This is a genomic window from Streptomyces cucumeris (assembly GCF_024295805.1).
GTDB lineage: Bacteria > Actinomycetota > Actinomycetes > Streptomycetales > Streptomycetaceae > Streptomyces > Streptomyces cucumeris.
This window is the reverse complement of sequence record NZ_JANCLX010000053.1, coordinates 25,582-41,141: the sequence shown is the minus strand read 5'-3', so window position 1 is coordinate 41,141 and position 15,560 is coordinate 25,582. Positions and strand designations below refer to the sequence as shown.

Sequence of the window (15,560 nt, the reverse complement as noted above, 5' to 3'; positions counted from 1 at the left end):
CGGAGTACGCCACGACCGTCATGCGGTGGATCGCCGCCTACGCGGGAGTCGACGAACCACGGCTCAGGCCCGGTCCGAGCCCCAGCCCGGCACCCCCCCCCCCCCCGCGCCCCCCCCCCCCCCCCCCCCCCCCGGGCCCCCCCCCCCCCCGCGGGCCCCCCCGGCCCCCGCCCCCCCCCCGGCGGGGGGGCCCCCACGGCTGGTGCTTCTGGTCCCGTTCCTTGTCCTTCGCGGCGCCATGGCTCTCCGAGGGCCGCTTCTCGGGGGACCCGTTCACATCGCTCGAGCCGCATCCCGTCACGACGACGGCGATGACGGCGCACGCGGTGACGGCGAGACGGACGCGCGACACACGAGCCGGGACATACATGGTGTTCCTCCACGAACGCGGGTGGTGGACAGCAATCGGACGGGGACGAGGGCCTCGATCGCCAAGGCACACTAATGGACCGATCCTGCGCCGCGGTTCCGCTTCCTGGTTTCTCGTACCGCGGTGAGTCCTCGGGGAACGGCCCCGGGAATACCGGCACATGCCCTGCACATCGGCGGATGCCACCTGTGCCACGGTGGGGGCGACGTCCGTCGCCCTCGTCGCCGCCGACCGGAAACGCTCATGCCCGGTGCACGGTTCCGGTCAGGGCTTGTCCGAGGGATCGATGGTGACGTCGGCGTGGGAGACACTGGTCTCCAGATCTGCGCCCCTGACGCTGTTCACCATCTGGATCGCGTCGATGGCCGACTCCTCGGGGATCACTGCGCCCGCGGGGTCCTTGCTCAGATACGCGCGGTACCGCTCCGCGAGGCTGGTGAAGTCGACGTTCACCCGGGTGGGGCTGTCCGGCTCGACCTGCTGGCCCAGCACCGTGACACGGCAGCCGGGCAGCGTCCGGCCATCATCCGTCCTGGAACCCGCGCACTGGTTCCACCACAGGACCCCATCCTCATTCGGAGCCGCGAAGTGCCCGGGATCGTAGTGGACAACCGAGATCACGTTCTTGCCACCGCCCGGCACGTAGTAGATGAGGTCGGTGGTGAGAACGGCACGCTTCTCCTCCTTGCACGAGAAGTCGCCGGACTGTTTGGCGAGGGCGTTGTAGGAGACCTTCAGGCGTCCGTCGGCGAAGTCATACGGTTCGCCCCGCGTGTTCCGCTTGAGTGAGCTCCCTATGTACTCGTAGGAGAAGGCGACTTCCCTCAGACCGCAGTGATCAGTGATGTTCCGGGCGTTGTTCTGCATGACGAGCTTCAACGGGCTCCCGGAGGGACCCTGCACCTGGTGGTCATAGCCGGGGTACCGGCGCAGGTCCTTCTCCGGCCAGCTGTAGTTGATGAATCGCCAGGTGGGGCACTCGGGTCGCCCCGCAGGCGAGACGTAGCCGAACCACTTGCAACCATCGGGGTTCCGCCTGGCCTCGTTGTCGACCCGGGGGCAGTCCGTCGTGTCGTTACCGTAGTTCCCGTGGGTCGTCTCGACCGAGACGCTGTAGCAGCGCAGTGTGGGGCCCGGGTCGTACAGGATCGACTCGTCCTGGGTGGCGGTGGCGGAGTCCTGGAGCGGGTAGAGGAAGGCTGCCAGCAACGCCGCCACCAGCAGCCCGATGCGCACCGGGACGGGCAGTCGGGCGGCAGCTCCCCCGCGTCGCCCCGATCGGGTGGATGGCCGCCTCACCTGACGTCCACCTTCGATGCGAATGAGTCGATCTTCAGACCGGCGCCGCCCTGCCACGGCTCGAAGCCCGCCTGGACACTCGTCAGATACCAGGACGGCTCACCGAACCCGCGGACGCAGGCGTCGTCGATGAACTCCTTGACGTCGAAGCCGACGGTGGTGAGGGCCGAGGGAGCCACATAGGAGATGACCTTGCTCGTTCCGTTGGTGCCCTGCCACACCTCCCAGGTGTGTCCAGCCAGGGTCGTGGTGCCGGCCGGAGCGCCGATGGGCTGCATCGAACCCACCTTGTTGGCCCAGACCATGATCTCGACGGCATGCTGACCGGTCTTCCGCGGCTCGGGGTCGAGCCAGATGTCGTAGGCGGCGTTGTAGGCGCCGACGGCCGGATAGGTGAAGGACGCGGTGGTCGGCGCGCTGCTGATGGAGTCGATCCGGGCGGGCAGGCTGGTACCCGGCGAGCACTTGTCGTAGTGGCAGCCGTTGTAGATGGACGGATAGCCCTTGGGGCCCCCGGTGGTGGGCTGCTCGCCCTCTGCCTTCGTCACCTCGAAGCCGTCTCCGGTGGTGTTGACGCACTGGTCCTTCGGATCGCCGGGGGCGTTCCAGGGGTTGTTCTGCACCAGGTACGAGCCGACCACTAAGGGGTCGACATTGCCGCACAGCTCTGCCGCCCGCGCCGGGGCCGCCGTCGCGAACAGAGCCGCCGCCCCCGTCAGGAGTGGGAGCAGGACGAGGGCGGTGGGACGGAACGCTGTTCTCTTCATGCTGTCTTCCTCTGGTTCAGGGGCTGACGTTCCGTCTCTGCGTCCCCGGGCCCCGGCACCGGGGGACTGACCTCCGAGAAGGTACGGGCCGTCAGAGATGGAAGGACGATCGACCGCGAGAGGCGTGGCCGGTGGCGTACGGCCACTGTGGCGCGGGTGCCCTCCCCCTGGGCTCCTCCGCTACCGGGAAAGTACGCCGCTGGTGCGGCACTTCACCATGGCGACCCTGCTCGCGCACATCACGCGCACGCGGCGGTCCATCGCGGTCACGGTCTTCGGGTCCGCCGCTGTCCCGTCGAGTTCAGGGCTTTTCCGCAGTTCATGGACGCAGTCGAGATGACGCAGCGTCACTCTCCGACAGGGGCGGTCGCGGTGTCGCCGTTTCCCGGGCGGCCCGTACCGTCCGGGAAACGCTCATCGAAATGATCGCCGCGGGCCTGTCGCCGACGGGGTGATGGCTCTCGTCGTGACGGACGCCGAGCGGTGGCTCAGGCAGTCCACTGGGCGAGGTACCGGACAGCGTCGGGTGCGCTGCCCGGGAGCGCCGTCTGATCGGGGCGGGAACGCAGGCCCTCCAGGCTCAATGCGAGCAACCGCCAGCAGGCGTTGCGGTCGTCGTCCGTGGTGCGCGGATGTTTGCTGAAGTGGACGATCAGGAGCGTGACGTCCAGCCATGTGACGTCAGGGCGGACACTGCCGTCGCCGCGGCCCCGCTCCAGCAGGGTCTCCAGGCGCTCCCGGCCACGCTCGTTGGCGGCTTCGATCTCCGGCGTGATGGGCAGTACGCCCGCGAAGGCGCTGAAGGCTCCGGCCCGCGCCTCGACCGCCGTGCGGACGAAGTCACCGAGCGCGTCCCCGGCGGGGCCGGGGCGGGCCAGCGCCTCGTCCAGGTCGGCGATCGACTGCTCCATGGCGACCGTGCACAGGTGCTGGAGCAGTTCCTCCTTGCTGCCGTATCGGCGGTACAGCGACCCCATGCCGATGCCCGCGCGCTTGGCGATCTCGGCCACAGGCGCCCCCGCCCCCTGTTCCGCGAAGACCTCGCGGGCGGCGCTGAGCAGCAGGACATCGTTGCGCCGGGCCTCGATGTACCGCCCGCGTCTGGCTTCTGAGCTCATGTCGCCCAGCCTATTGAATTTCGGAGCGATGTGCTCCGATACTCCCGTAGTCGGAGCGAATCGCTCCGAAAACCAGGCGGGAGGAGTTCTCCGTGGAAGCCCCACCCCATCTCTTGACGCTGTCCGTCCCGCTCTACGCGCTGCTGATCCTGATCGAGGTCGTCTACTACCGGCTGCACCCCGATGAGAACGCGAGCGGCTACACCCTGCGCGACACCGCGGCGAACGTGGCCATCGGCGCCGGGGTGGCGATCGTCGACATCTTCTGGAAGGGGCTGGCGTTCGTCGCCTTCGTCGGCCTCTACGAGCTGACTCCCCTGCGGATCCCGGTCACCTGGGCGACCTTTCCGCTGATCCTGCTCGCACAGGACTTCTGCTACTACTGGATGCACCGCGAGCACCACGTGGTCCGCGTCCTGTGGGCCTCCCACGTGGTGCACCACTCCAGCCGCCTGTACAACTACACGACCTCGATCCGCCAGCCGTGGACGGGAGTCACCTCACAGCTCTTCTACGTACCGCTGATCCTCGTCGGCGTCCCGCCGTGGGCGGTGTTCCTGTGCGGCAGCATCAATATGCTCAGCCAGTTCTGGCTGCACACCGACCGGATCGGCAAGCTCCACCCGGCTGTCGAGTACGTCTTCAACACGCCCTCGCACCACCGGGTCCACCACGCCTCGCAGGGCGGCTATCTCGACCGCAACTTCGGCGGTATCCACATGCTCTGGGACCGGCTCTTCGGTACCTACGCCGACGAGGTGGAGCGCCCCGTCTACGGCCTGACCAAGAACATCGACACCTACAACCCGTTCCGGATCGCCTTCCACGAGTACGCCTCGATCGGCCAGGACCTCGCCGCGGCCCCGACGTGGCGGCAGCGGGCCCGCCACCTCCTGGACCGTCCCGGGTGGCAGCCGCCGAGCCCGGAGAAGGCCACCGCGGCCACGGATGGCGAACCGTAGGCCACGCGGGTACCGCGGCCGCGGACGGCGTCAGCCGGCGAAGGACTCCATCACATCGACCGTCGTTTGGGGCACCTCGGGAAGGGGCACCGGACAGCTGTCAGGCGTGGCCTTCGGCGGTCTGCCCGCACAGGTGTCAACCAGCCGATGGTCCCGGCCCGGCTGCCCACAAGGGAAAACACCCGGCGCTCTCCGCCCGCCCTTCGGCTTCCTCCTTCCGTGACGGGCCCGGCCTAGGTTCTTCCTCGAGGACTTGCCGTACGGCGAGCCACCGAGATCAATGGAGAACTCGATGTCCACCCCCGTAGAGAACCAGCAGACCTACGACCCCAACGCGCCGGTCGACCATGTCGCCAACACGTTGGAGAGCTTCGGCTACCACGCCACGGCGAGCGCGCTCCGCGCCTACTCGCCGGACAACCTGGGCTTCGACGGGAACCTGGGCACCTTCGAAGAAAACAACGTCGTGGAGACCATCGCCCAGGACCTGGCCCAGAACCTCGCCCAGCAGGCCGCCGAGCATGTGCAGGGGCTGACGCTCCAAGCGGTGGGCGAGTGGCTCGCACAGCACCGGTGGCCCCACCACTGACCCGTCATCGGGCAGCCGGCCACGTGCCCGGCACACCACATGAGGAGGCGCCCCCTCCCGGAAGTGTTCTCCGGGAGGGGGCGCAGTCGTCGTCCACCCACGGTGTTGTCCTCAAGGGCAGCCGCCCGGACGACGCGGGCGCCCGATCGGCCCGCCGCCCGCTTCTCCCGACCGCCGCACGAGGCGCCCGAGGATGAGGAGCCGAGTCACGACCTCATGTCTCGACACGCGGAGGAAGCCGATGACGGACATACCGATGCTGCATGCCGTGATGCACCAGGAATGGGAGACGACCCTGCCGACCGCGGGGTGGGGCGACTTCATCGAGCACCTGGTGAGCGCACCGGAACTGAGCCCCTACGCCGACTACTTCGAGGAGTTCTCCCGGAGCCACACCGAGCTCTGCCACCTGCCCGAAGGGGTCTCCCCCGAGGAGTACCGCCCCTACGTCCTCGAGCGGTTCATCTCCTGGTTCACCGAGCAGATGCAGCAGTACGAGATGGCGGCGGCGGCCGAGGCGGGCACCGGGCAGGACGAGTACCACCACCCCGAACAGCTTCCCCCCGACCGGCACGACGAGGGCGAATCCGCCGATCCCTTCGCGCTCCTGGACGCGCTGCACATCTTCGCGAGCCATCCGGAGGACGCGGACGACCTCACCCAGGACCACCTCGAACTCCTGGAGGACCACGGCGTGGAGGTCCACATGGATCTCGACACGCTCCCCCCGGCGACCGCGGACGCCTGACCCGCGACGGCCCTCCTCGACTGAAAGGGAAGAAGACAGTGAGCGCTCCGATCCCCCCGGTCGGCATCACCACCGCGTGGCAGACCGCCGGCATCCCGGCCAACGCCTCCGCGGCGGCCTCCACCATCTACACGATCCTCAAGGACATCGGAGCCCGGACCGACTTCAGCATGACCAGCGGGGCACCGATCGACGCGATCCCACCGGCCTACAAGGACGCCCACGTGGAGTATCTGGCGCGGCAGCACCTGTACGGCGTGTGGTACACCCACTCGATCATCTACCCGGTGGCGCGGAAACTCTCCCTGACACACCGGCACACCCAGCAGGGCGCCGAGGCCGAGAAGGCCCTGATGAAGGGCAAGAGCGTCAGCAGCATCGTGCCCTATGTCTTCAGCTACACCCCCGCCCGGGTGTCGGTCCGCACACAGGACCTCCAGGCGCTCGCGGAGGCGGACAAGCTGCGCAACGAGGCCCGCGGCATCAACCCCGAATACTGCCGCAAGGCCATCGCGTCCAATCGGGCGGAGGCGGAGAAGTCCCGGGCGGAGGCGGAGAACCTCTCACGGGATCTCGAGCGCCGCGCCGACGGACTCCGCCCGTTCCAGAAGCGCGACCTCCAGGAGCGCATCGCGGCCCTGGAATACCGGGCGAGCGAGTTCACCCAGGAGTCCCAGGAGGCGAACGACGCCCTCACACGCCGGGACTACCTCCTCAAGGAGGCGGAGCGGCTGCGGAACCGCGCCTACGGCAACGAGGCGGACTCCCTGGTCTTCCCCACCAACTTCCGTGTGGACCTCATCGAGCAGGTGGGCACGATGAAGATGAGGCAGTCACAGGGCGTCAAGGCCGAGGGGAGCATGGCGATCTCCCCCGTCTTCGGTCGGCAGGACAGTTCCTCCGTCTCCGTGCACTTCAACTGGAGTGAACACATCCTGGCACACACCTGGGCCTGGCACGGAACGCTGAACATCGCGGCCGATCAGAGTTCCGGGGCACCGGTCGTCCTGGGCGGCGAGGGAAAGTTCTTCGAACGGTTCCAGCAGTTCGCCCGCTGACCCCAGCGGCCCGGGGGCGGTGGCACACGGCCGGCCGTCCCCGTCGCGATGTTCACGTCACCGTCACACGCAGGGAGTTCACCGCACATGGCGTCATCGTTGCACCGCGCGACGCAGGGGCTCGCGGCGGTCGCCGTGGCGACCACCCTCGTCACGGTGGGATTCGCCGCGCAGAAGGGCGGGCGCAGCGCGGCGCAGGACGCCCCCGTGGAGGCGGGGTCACAGGCGGTGCCCCGACCCTTCGCCACACCGCGGGTGGACGAGACCCCCGCACCGGGCGCCCCGGACCCGAAAGCGGGAGAGCGGACCAGGCCACCGTCGTCGGAACTGACCCTGCCGACCCTGGTCTACCGGGCCTATCTGAACGCCCAGACGCGCGTCGCCCGGAGCCGGCCCGACTGCCATCTCACCTGGCCGGTCCTGGCCGGTATCGGCAGGATCGAATCCGACCACGCCCGTGGTGGCGCGCTCACCGCCACCGGGGACGCCGTTTCCCCGATCGTGGGACCCGCGCTCAACGGTTCGGGGTTCGCGGCGATCCGCGACACGGACGACGGACGGTACGACGGGGACACCCGCTGGGACCGCGCCGTCGGCCCCATGCAGTTCATCCCGTCCTCCTGGGCGGTGTGGGGCAGCGACGGCAACGACGACGGCACCGCCAACCCGCACAACATGTATGACGCGGCGCTCACGGCGGGCCGCTACCTCTGCGCGGATGGACGCGATCTTGCCGAGCCTGCCCAATTGCGCTCGGCGATCCTCAGCTACAACAACTCGGCGGAGTACGCCACGACCGTCATGCGGTGGATCGCCGCCTACGCGGGAGTCGACGAACCACGGCTCAGGCCCGGTCCGAGCCCCAGCCCGTCACCCACCCCCTCGACGAGCCCCTCGACCACACCCACCCCGCGTCCCTCCCCCACGGCGAGCCGCTCCACGGAGCCCACTCAGACGCCCGGCGGCCCGCACTCGCCATCCCCCACCCCCTCACCGTCCCCTTCCGCCTCCGCCTCCGCCTCCGGGAACACCGACATCACGGCGCATGGCAACGGATGAGGTGACAGACTCTGCTCAGAAGGGATCACGGCGGCTACACGACCACTTCTGCGGATTTTCCTCGGTTGGTCATCCACAAGGGTATATACCTCTGGTAACACCGATTCAGTGCATGAAGTCGCCGCCCGAAGCCATGGTCCGTCACCGTCCGGGGAGGGAGGCTGGTCGGGCAACCATCACATAGGCCGCGCTGTGTGGTCGGACGGACCGCACAGGGGACGCACAAGGTGACCCTTCATGCCCACTGACAGAATCTTCGTACACGTCAAAACGGCGGATCCCATCTCCGAGGCAGGGATCGTGGCCGCGCTCAAGTCACGAGCCGAGGTGTGGATCGTCGACGAGCACGCGCTCTCGCGGGAGACCGTCGTACTCATCGTGTCCCATGAGATGGACGAAGAAGCCCTCAGGCTGCTGCGCTCGGTACGGGGGAAAGGCGTCCAGCAGGCCGTCGTGGTGGTGTCGGAGCTGGATGACGCCGGACTCATGGTGGCGGTGGAAGCGGGAGTGGCCGGGCTGGTCCGCCGGCGTGAGGCGACGGCCGACCGCCTGGTCCAGGTCATCAGTTCGGTCCACCACGGCGCCGGTGTCGTACCGCCCGACCTGCTGGGCCGGCTGCTCAAGCAGGTGTCCACGGTGCAGCGTCAGGTGTTGAGCCCCCGGGGCCTGCGGTTCAACGGTCTGACCGACCGTGAGGGCGAAGTGCTCAAACTCGTGGCGTGCGGCATGGACACCCGCGAGATCGCGCAACAGCTCTCCTACTCCGAGCGAACGGTCAAGAACGTGCTGCACGATGTGACCAACCGCTTCCATCTGCGCAATCGTTCACACGCGGTGGCCTACGCCATCCGCGAGGGGCTGATCTGACCCCTCACAGATCCCGCCTTCCCGCGGGGACGGCTACTCCCTGAACGGCTACTCCCTGATACGAGAGCGGGGCAGGGAACGGGTACGGCGGTGTGGAGGCTGTCCCTCCACCGTTCCCACGCCGACGTCCACCGACCGGGGCGGAGCCTCGACGCCGATGTCCATGCGCGGGTGCAACGGGGCCAGCAGCGCGAGATGGAGCGGCGGCGAGGTCGGCACGGGCTCCTCGTGCCACCCCCGGGGGAAGGCGACCGCGTCGGGCGGGGCGACGATCAGGGGCATGGTGAGCGGTGTACCTCCGGTGCGTGCGCCGCTCGGCGTGCCGACCGGGATCGTCGGAGAACCCACCGCCGCGCACATCACATCACCCAGCAGCCGCTGCGCCTCATCCCACCGCGGTGCGCGGGCCGTGAGCCGGTAGGAGTACCGGAACAGCCGGGTGGGCCCGACCCTGCCCACGGCCATCGCCTCTGCGTTGCGGACGTACATCTCACCACTCTGCCGGTGTGGTTCCTCCCGGACGTCATAGAGAAAGGCCGTCAGGGTCGTTTCCGCGTCGCCCTCCTGGTTCTTCCGACGGCCGGCATCGAAGCACAGACCGGTGTCCGGAAGGTGCAGCGCCAGCCATGCCGCCAAGGAATGCGTGACCGAATCCATCATCATCTCAGCCTGTACACAGGCCCGTTCCCGGACGAGGGACGAGCGGTCGGACGAACGAGCCGTGGCCGCCTTCCCGCAAGGGAGCTCCGGACTGCCTCATCGGGCATCTGTTGATGACTGCCCCGACACGTTCTCGCGTGGAATCCTCGATCCGCGCCATACATGAAAGCGAGGAGCGCGTTGCCCAACTATCTGACTCCAGGCGTTTACGTCGAGGAAACGTCTTCTGGAATCAAACCCATTCAGGGTGTCGGCACGGCCACGGCGGCCTTCGTCGGATTCACCGCGAAAGGCCCCGTCCACGAAGCCGTCCTGATCACCAGCTGGGACCAGTACAACAGCGTCTTCGGTGAATTCATCGCCGACGCCTACCTGCCCCAGGCCGTCTACGGCTACTTCCAGAACGGCGGCGGCAACGCGTACATCGTGAGCCTCGGAGACGGGGCGGCCACCGCACACGAGACTCCCGCGCTCGCACCGGCACAGGTGCGCGGCGAACTCCCCGCTCCGGCCGGGGACCGTCCCGCCCTCGCCGTCGCCCTGGTGAAGTCGGACGCCGGGGAGGGCGCGCCGACCGTGACCGTGGAGGTCCAGGACGCCGGCGAGGGCGCCGACGACGCGTTCAAGCTGGTCGTCAGCCAGGACGGCCAGGTGGCGGAGGTCTACGACAACGTCACGGTCAAGCGTGGGCCGTCACATGTGACCACCGCCCTGCGGAAGTCCGCCCTGATCACACTGGAGGAAATCAAAGGAGCGACTCTCGCGCGCCCCGCCACCGGCGCCAAGGTCTCGCTGACCCCGGCGCGGACTCCGGTCCCCGTGACGTCCGGACGTCTGGACCCCACCGAGTTCATCGGTGACGCGGCCGAGCGCTCCGGGCTGTCCGGCCTGGAGGCCATCGACGACATCACCATGGTGGCCGTGCCCGACCTGATGGCCGCCTACCGCAGCGGAACCATCGACGCCGAAGGGGTCAAGGCCGTGCAGTCGGCCCTGATCGCGCACTGCGAACTCATGGGTGACCGGGTGGCCATCCTGGACCCGCTGCCCGGCCTCAAGGCCCAGCACGTGCGCGAGTGGCGTCAGGACTTCTCCGGTTTCGACTCCAAGTACGCCGCGCTCTACTGGCCGTGGATCAAGGTCATGAACCCGGTCACCAAGAGGCCGGACTTCCTCCCGCCGAGCGGCCATATGGCCGGGGTGTGGTCCCGCAACGACGCGACGCGCGGTGTGCACAAGGCCCCCGCCAATGAAGTGATCCGCGGGGCCCTCGCCCTGGAGGTCGCGGCCACCAAGGGCGAGCAGGCGGTACTCAATCCGCTCGGGGTGAACTGCCTGCGCATCTTCCCCGGACAGGGCGTACGGGTGTGGGGAGCCCGTACCCTGTCGAGCGATCCCGAGTGGCGCTACCTCAATGTGCGCCGCCTGTTCAATTACGTCGAGAAGTCCATTCTGGACGGCACCAACTGGGTGGTCTTCGAGCCCAACAACGAACACCTCTGGAATGGCGTGGAGCGCACCGCCTCCATGTTCCTCACCAGGGTCTGGCGTTCCGGAGCGCTCTTCGGACGCACCCCGGAGGAAGCGTTCTTCGTACGGTGCAACGCGGACAACAACCCGCCGGAGAACCGTGACGCGGGAGTCCTCACCGTCGACATCGGAATCGCCCCGGTGAAACCCGCCGAGTTCGTCGTCTTCAGACTCTCCCAGTTCGCGCAGGGCTCGTCCCTCAACGAGTAGAACACGGACCATCACTGACATGTCACTTGACCAGAGCCTCCCGCAGGCCATCACCGCGGCGTCCTTCGTCGTCACCTTCGACGGCGCCGCCCCCGCCTACTTCTCCGAACTGGGCGGGATCACCACCGAGGTCGAGCCCGCCGAGTACATCGCCACCAACGCGATGACCGGTGCCATCGTGCACACCAAGCAGTTCGGCAAGACCAAACCGCCCACCGTGACCCTCAAGCGGGGCGTCGACGGCAGCGCGACCATCTGGGCCATGCACGAGGCGGTGCGGATGGGACAGCCCGCCGCCCGGATGGGCGCCGACCTCAAGCTCATGGGCGCGGGAGAGAGCACGCCGCGCATGTTCTACCGGCTGCACGGCGCATGGCCCAGCAAGATCGAGGTGACCAACCTCAAGGCGGGTTCGTCGGAGGTCGTCCTCGAGTCGGTCACGTTCACCTGTGAACGCATCCAGCAGATGCCGGTCGGCTAGCCATGAGCGACATCCAGGGAACGGACGGCCGGACCATGCGCACGGAGTACCCCTTCGTCCTCCCCCGCGGCTACGTGGACGCGCAGGGACGGGTCCACCGCGAGGGGCTGATGCGGCTCGCCACCGCGCGGGACGAGATCGCACCGCAGACGGACCCCAAGGTGCAGCAGAACCCCGCGTATCTGACGGTGCAGCTGCTGGCCCGGACCGTCACCCGCATCGGTGAGGTCCCCCAGGTCACCACGGACACCATCGAGAACCTCTTCGCCTCGGATCTGGCGTTCCTCCAGGACCTGTACCGCAGGATCAATCAGGAGGGCCGCACGGAGGCACAGATCAGCTGCCCGTCATGCGCCCATGAGTTCCTCGTGGACGTCGCCGGGGAGTCGCCGGGGGAATCCTGACGTATGCGGTCGACCGTCTCTGGGAGGAGGTCGTCTACGTCGCCTACTACCTGCACTGGTCCGCCGATTCCGTTCTCGACCTGGAGCACCCGGTTCGCCGCCGGGTGATCGAGGAGATCGGCCGGATCAACCAGAAGATCGCCGCGAGCGACACGTCGGGTGACTGACGTACGTCCCCCGCGGTTTCGGGAAGGAGGCCGCCGTGCGGTGGTCGTGGAAGTCCATGTGGTCCTGGTTCACCAGGAAGCGCCCGGCGGAGCCGACGGCGACCACCATGGCGCGGGGAGAGCGTGGAGCGTGGCGACGGCTTCCGGTGTTGGGCACCACGGTTCCCACGACCCCATGGACCGTGGCCGCGAGCCGGACGGCCGTCGCCGCAATGTCCTACCCCCTGATCCACCGCACACCGGCTCCGCGTCGCGGGGAGGTACCGAGGGGGCGGGTGGACGGGCTGGTGACGACGGCCCCGGCAGCCGTCACATCCGCCGCCCTCTCCGTCCCGGATGAGATCGCCGACGCGGGTGGTGTGCCCGGCACGGTGGTGGCGGCGGACGGCGGGAGGCCGCTGCCCGGGAAGACGGAACGGGTCCGTATGCCCATGGTCTCCACCGGCTCCCTGAACACCGCGGTCAGCGCCGCGGCTGACGGCACCACCGCCGACCCCGTCGCCCCCGCCCTCATGCCCGAGGACGCCACCGCCGCCGCCACCGCCGCGTCGGAAGACCACCTCCCGGACGTCCCGGAGCGCCGTGTGATGGTCACGGGTACGGCACCCGCGGGCGCACTCGCTCCACGCCCACTCACCCAGGCGACGGGCGAGTTCGTCGGCGAGCCGCGTCCGGTGACACCACCGCCCACACGCTCCGAGTTCGACGTCATGCTGGACGCCTTCCGCCCGGCCTGGATGGTCCGGACCAACACCGACACACCCACGTATGTCCAGGCCCGTATGAACCAGGGCAACGGACCCGCCGGGCGCTCGGACCGCCCCGCGCCACCCGACACCACAGAACCCGCGGCCGCCCCCGAACCGCAGGTCAGAACGGGCTCGCGGGCGTCCCTGGCCGAATCGCGGAAGAGGAACCTGGCTGCCGGGCACACCCCGCGGCCGTCCGCGGCGGCGACCAGGACGGCTGACGACAGCGACACCGATTCCCTCGCCACCCGGCCGGATGACACACCGCCGACCTGGGAGGCGGCATGGAGTCTGCGGCACGCGCGGGGTGCCCATCAGCAGGGACGACGTGAGGAGAGCGCCGTGGAGGACACAACGTCGTCCAGCAGCCTCCCTGTGCCTCGGCACTCCACACCGCGCCGAGGTGGTGGCCGTGTCTCAGCGGCCACGGAATCGGAGGAGGACACATCCGGTGAACCCGCATCGGCCGTGACCGCGGCTGACGACGCCGTCGCACCCTTGCTCGACACCACCGGGCCCTCTCCGGCGTTGCCATTGACTCCCGTTGACATGACGTCCGACGTGCCATCGAACGGCTCCGTGACGCGCAAGGTCAGTACACCGGCACCCCTGACCGGAACGAATCCCTCTCCGAACGGACCCGACTCCCCCGTGTCGCCGATTGCCCGTACGGACAGCCCGGCACACGGCGAGGAGGCGCGGCCCGACGCGGCCCCGACCACAAACGTGGCGGAGGCCGAGTCCCGGCCCCACGAGCGCCCGCAACACACCGGATACACCACCCCCGCCGAACGCGTCGACCAGCCAACCGCCCCACGGCCGAATACCTCCGATGACAGCGCCACGGATCGGCCTGCCGTCGCGGAGAGCCCGGCGGAACACCCGGCCGCCACGCCCTCCCGCAACGCCACCACGGACGGCACCGGGACACCTGCCGCTCCGCGATCCCTCCCGTCCCCGGCAACGGTGTCCCCACTCAGGCTCACGCGAATGGACAGCGACCCGGCCACGCTCCTCGCCCCCAGCACGCTCCCGGCCCACGACGGGGCCTCCGCCGTCACCACGTATCCGCCCCTCGTCCACCGGCGGGGTCCGGTGCCCCTGCCGCCGGGTGGTGCCGCGACGCTCGCGACTCCGCGAACGCCATGGGATCCGGCCGTACCCGTCGCGCCCGTTCCATCGCCCGACCCGGACAACAGCCGTACCTCCCCTGGCCCCTGGCCCACCGCACCGCGCCTGGTGCATTCGGCCCCCGAGGAGATGGAAACCACGGAGAGGCGTCGCCACGACGCTCCACGGCATCTGCGTGCCGTACCCCCGCACACCGTGCCCGACGGCGAGCGGGAGCCCACGGCGGAGCAGCACACCGCGGTGCCCGCGTACGCACTGGCGCACGTGGTGTGGCAGGAAGCCGTGGGTGGCACCTCGGTCCTCGGCGACGCCCCGGGTCTCACGGGTCCGGACACACACCGTGCGGCCGACGGCGAACGGCTGCCGCTCACCCACCTCAGACGCCGGGCACACCGCACGTCCGTCCAGCAGCCCGCCGCGGTCTCCGCGTTCGAGGCCCCGGCTCAGGGCGCTTCATCAGGTGTTCTCCCCGTCCCGTCCTCCACCGTGGACACGGGGACCTCGCCCGGGACTGCCTCCGGTTCACCCTCCCTGGGGCCTCTTCCCACCGACGGGAGAGGCGGCCGTGCACCCGGCACCGGTGGCGCGCCACCTTCTCCCGTCTCCTCCCAGGAGTCCGGCGAATGGCACAGAGTGCGGGAGACGCTGGCTGTGCTGTCCCGGCGGCGTCTGGTCGACCTGGACAACCCGGCCCACCTCGACGCCCTGGCCGACCGGCTGTACGAACGCGTCATCACCCATGTCCGCCGTGAGCTCGTGGTCGAGCGTGAGCGCCACGGCCTGCTGACGCCACCTCTCTAGTCCGATCGACGCGTTACCCGCTGCCCGGGGAGACGGAGGAAAATCCCATGCGCGACTCCATCAACTTCAGCGACTCGTTCTTCGGCTCCGTGAGCATGACGCACAGCTTCACCGTGGCCATCGACCGCTGTGAGTACGAACTCGGCGACTGGGCCAGTGCCTCCGGACTCTATGTGACCTGGCCGACGTGTGAGTACCGCAGCGGTGACAACTGGAACCACCCCCTGGTCTATCCGGGTGTGCCGCAGTACCAGCGGGTCAAGCTGTCGCGTGCCGCCTGCGGTGACTCCCAGATCGTCCAGGAGTGGCTCACGGAGACATCGGTCCGCAACGAGCCGTTGACCGGTGCCATCGCGCTGGTCAACTGGGCCGGGGTACCCACCGTGACCTGGGAGCTCAAGGAGTTCTTCCCGGTCGCGTGGGGCATCAACGAGTTCAGCGGTGCGGACGGCCGGGTCGCGCTGGAGAGTCTGGAACTGGTGCACACCGGGTTCCTCAACGACGACTTCGCCCCTCATAACCCCACGGCGTCGGTGGGGAACGGCCACGCCGGATCCTCCCGGACGCATGTCCGGTAGATCCCTCTCCTT

General features: G+C 69.0%; 16 protein-coding genes. 12 read left to right on the top strand and 4 right to left on the bottom strand.

Annotated elements, in window-relative coordinates; translation table 11 throughout:
• Positions 1 to 634: 634 nt before the first annotated feature.
• The 3 genes from NMK44_RS39870 to NMK44_RS39860 all read right to left on the bottom strand — a co-directional run bounded on the left by NMK44_RS39870 (position 635) and on the right by NMK44_RS39860 (position 3,554).
• On the bottom strand, positions 635 to 1,669 hold the full coding sequence (locus NMK44_RS39870; protein WP_254752733.1) for a hypothetical protein: 1,035 nt from the start codon (positions 1,667 to 1,669) through the stop codon (positions 635 to 637).
• Positions 1,666 to 2,436, bottom strand: a complete 771-nt coding sequence (locus NMK44_RS39865; protein WP_254752731.1) for a GH12 family glycosyl hydrolase domain-containing protein — start codon at positions 2,434 to 2,436, stop codon at positions 1,666 to 1,668. The genes NMK44_RS39870 and NMK44_RS39865 overlap by 4 nt, the downstream gene beginning before the upstream one ends.
• Positions 2,437 to 2,924: 488 nt before the next feature.
• Entirely contained in the window at positions 2,925 to 3,554 is a 630-nt protein-coding gene (locus NMK44_RS39860; RefSeq protein ID WP_254752729.1) for a TetR/AcrR family transcriptional regulator, read from the bottom strand.
• Positions 3,555 to 3,646: 92 nt separating this feature from the next.
• On the opposite strand from NMK44_RS39860, the gene NMK44_RS39855 reads away from it, so the two are divergent.
• The 6 genes from NMK44_RS39855 (at position 3,647) to NMK44_RS39830 (ending at position 8,837) form a co-directional block, all read left to right on the top strand.
• Positions 3,647 to 4,516 (top strand): sterol desaturase family protein, encoded by an 870-nt coding sequence (locus NMK44_RS39855; RefSeq protein WP_254752727.1) that lies wholly within the window; start codon positions 3,647 to 3,649, stop codon positions 4,514 to 4,516.
• A gap of 292 nt (positions 4,517 to 4,808) precedes the next feature.
• The gene (locus NMK44_RS39850) at positions 4,809 to 5,105 is read left to right on the top strand and encodes a hypothetical protein (RefSeq protein WP_254752725.1); all 297 of its coding nucleotides are present in this window, start codon (positions 4,809 to 4,811) and stop codon (positions 5,103 to 5,105) included.
• A 241-nt stretch (positions 5,106 to 5,346) separates the two neighbouring features.
• Positions 5,347 to 5,853: a hypothetical protein gene (locus tag NMK44_RS39845; RefSeq protein WP_254752723.1), complete on the top strand. Its 507-nt coding sequence runs from the start codon at positions 5,347 to 5,349 to the stop codon at positions 5,851 to 5,853.
• A 38-nt stretch (positions 5,854 to 5,891) separates the two neighbouring features.
• Positions 5,892 to 6,911 (top strand): hypothetical protein, encoded by a 1,020-nt coding sequence (locus NMK44_RS39840; RefSeq protein ID WP_254752721.1) that lies wholly within the window; start codon positions 5,892 to 5,894, stop codon positions 6,909 to 6,911.
• A gap of 87 nt (positions 6,912 to 6,998) precedes the next feature.
• Positions 6,999 to 7,970 (top strand): lytic transglycosylase domain-containing protein, encoded by a 972-nt coding sequence (locus NMK44_RS39835; RefSeq protein ID WP_254752719.1) that lies wholly within the window; start codon positions 6,999 to 7,001, stop codon positions 7,968 to 7,970.
• A 237-nt stretch (positions 7,971 to 8,207) separates the two neighbouring features.
• The gene (locus NMK44_RS39830; RefSeq protein WP_254752717.1) at positions 8,208 to 8,837 is read left to right on the top strand and encodes a helix-turn-helix transcriptional regulator; all 630 of its coding nucleotides are present in this window, start codon (positions 8,208 to 8,210) and stop codon (positions 8,835 to 8,837) included.
• 48 nt (positions 8,838 to 8,885) lie between these two features.
• Here NMK44_RS39830 and NMK44_RS39825 read toward each other — a convergent pair whose 3' ends face one another.
• Positions 8,886 to 9,473: a Pvc16 family protein gene (locus NMK44_RS39825; protein WP_254752715.1), complete on the bottom strand. Its 588-nt coding sequence runs from the start codon at positions 9,471 to 9,473 to the stop codon at positions 8,886 to 8,888.
• A 204-nt stretch (positions 9,474 to 9,677) separates the two neighbouring features.
• Between NMK44_RS39825 and NMK44_RS39820 the strand changes: the two genes are divergently transcribed.
• From NMK44_RS39820 to NMK44_RS39800, 6 genes are all read left to right on the top strand, one after another.
• Positions 9,678 to 11,237: a phage tail sheath family protein gene (locus NMK44_RS39820; protein ID WP_254752713.1), complete on the top strand. Its 1,560-nt coding sequence runs from the start codon at positions 9,678 to 9,680 to the stop codon at positions 11,235 to 11,237.
• A gap of 19 nt (positions 11,238 to 11,256) precedes the next feature.
• Complete coding sequence (locus NMK44_RS39815) at positions 11,257 to 11,718, top strand: phage tail protein (RefSeq protein ID WP_254752711.1); 462 nt, start codon at positions 11,257 to 11,259, stop codon at positions 11,716 to 11,718.
• Between the two features lie 2 nt (positions 11,719 to 11,720).
• Positions 11,721 to 12,122, top strand: a complete 402-nt coding sequence (locus NMK44_RS39810) for a hypothetical protein (RefSeq protein ID WP_254752709.1) — start codon at positions 11,721 to 11,723, stop codon at positions 12,120 to 12,122.
• Complete coding sequence (locus tag NMK44_RS42575; RefSeq protein ID WP_374215411.1) at positions 12,116 to 12,289, top strand: DUF6760 family protein; 174 nt, start codon at positions 12,116 to 12,118, stop codon at positions 12,287 to 12,289. Before NMK44_RS39810 ends, NMK44_RS42575 begins: the two co-directional genes overlap by 7 nt.
• Positions 12,290 to 12,576: 287 nt before the next feature.
• Complete coding sequence (locus tag NMK44_RS39805; RefSeq protein WP_254752707.1) at positions 12,577 to 14,970, top strand: hypothetical protein; 2,394 nt, start codon at positions 12,577 to 12,579, stop codon at positions 14,968 to 14,970.
• A 47-nt stretch (positions 14,971 to 15,017) separates the two neighbouring features.
• On the top strand, positions 15,018 to 15,548 hold the full coding sequence (locus NMK44_RS39800) for a phage tail protein (RefSeq protein ID WP_254752706.1): 531 nt from the start codon (positions 15,018 to 15,020) through the stop codon (positions 15,546 to 15,548).
• Positions 15,549 to 15,560 lie beyond the last annotated feature (12 nt).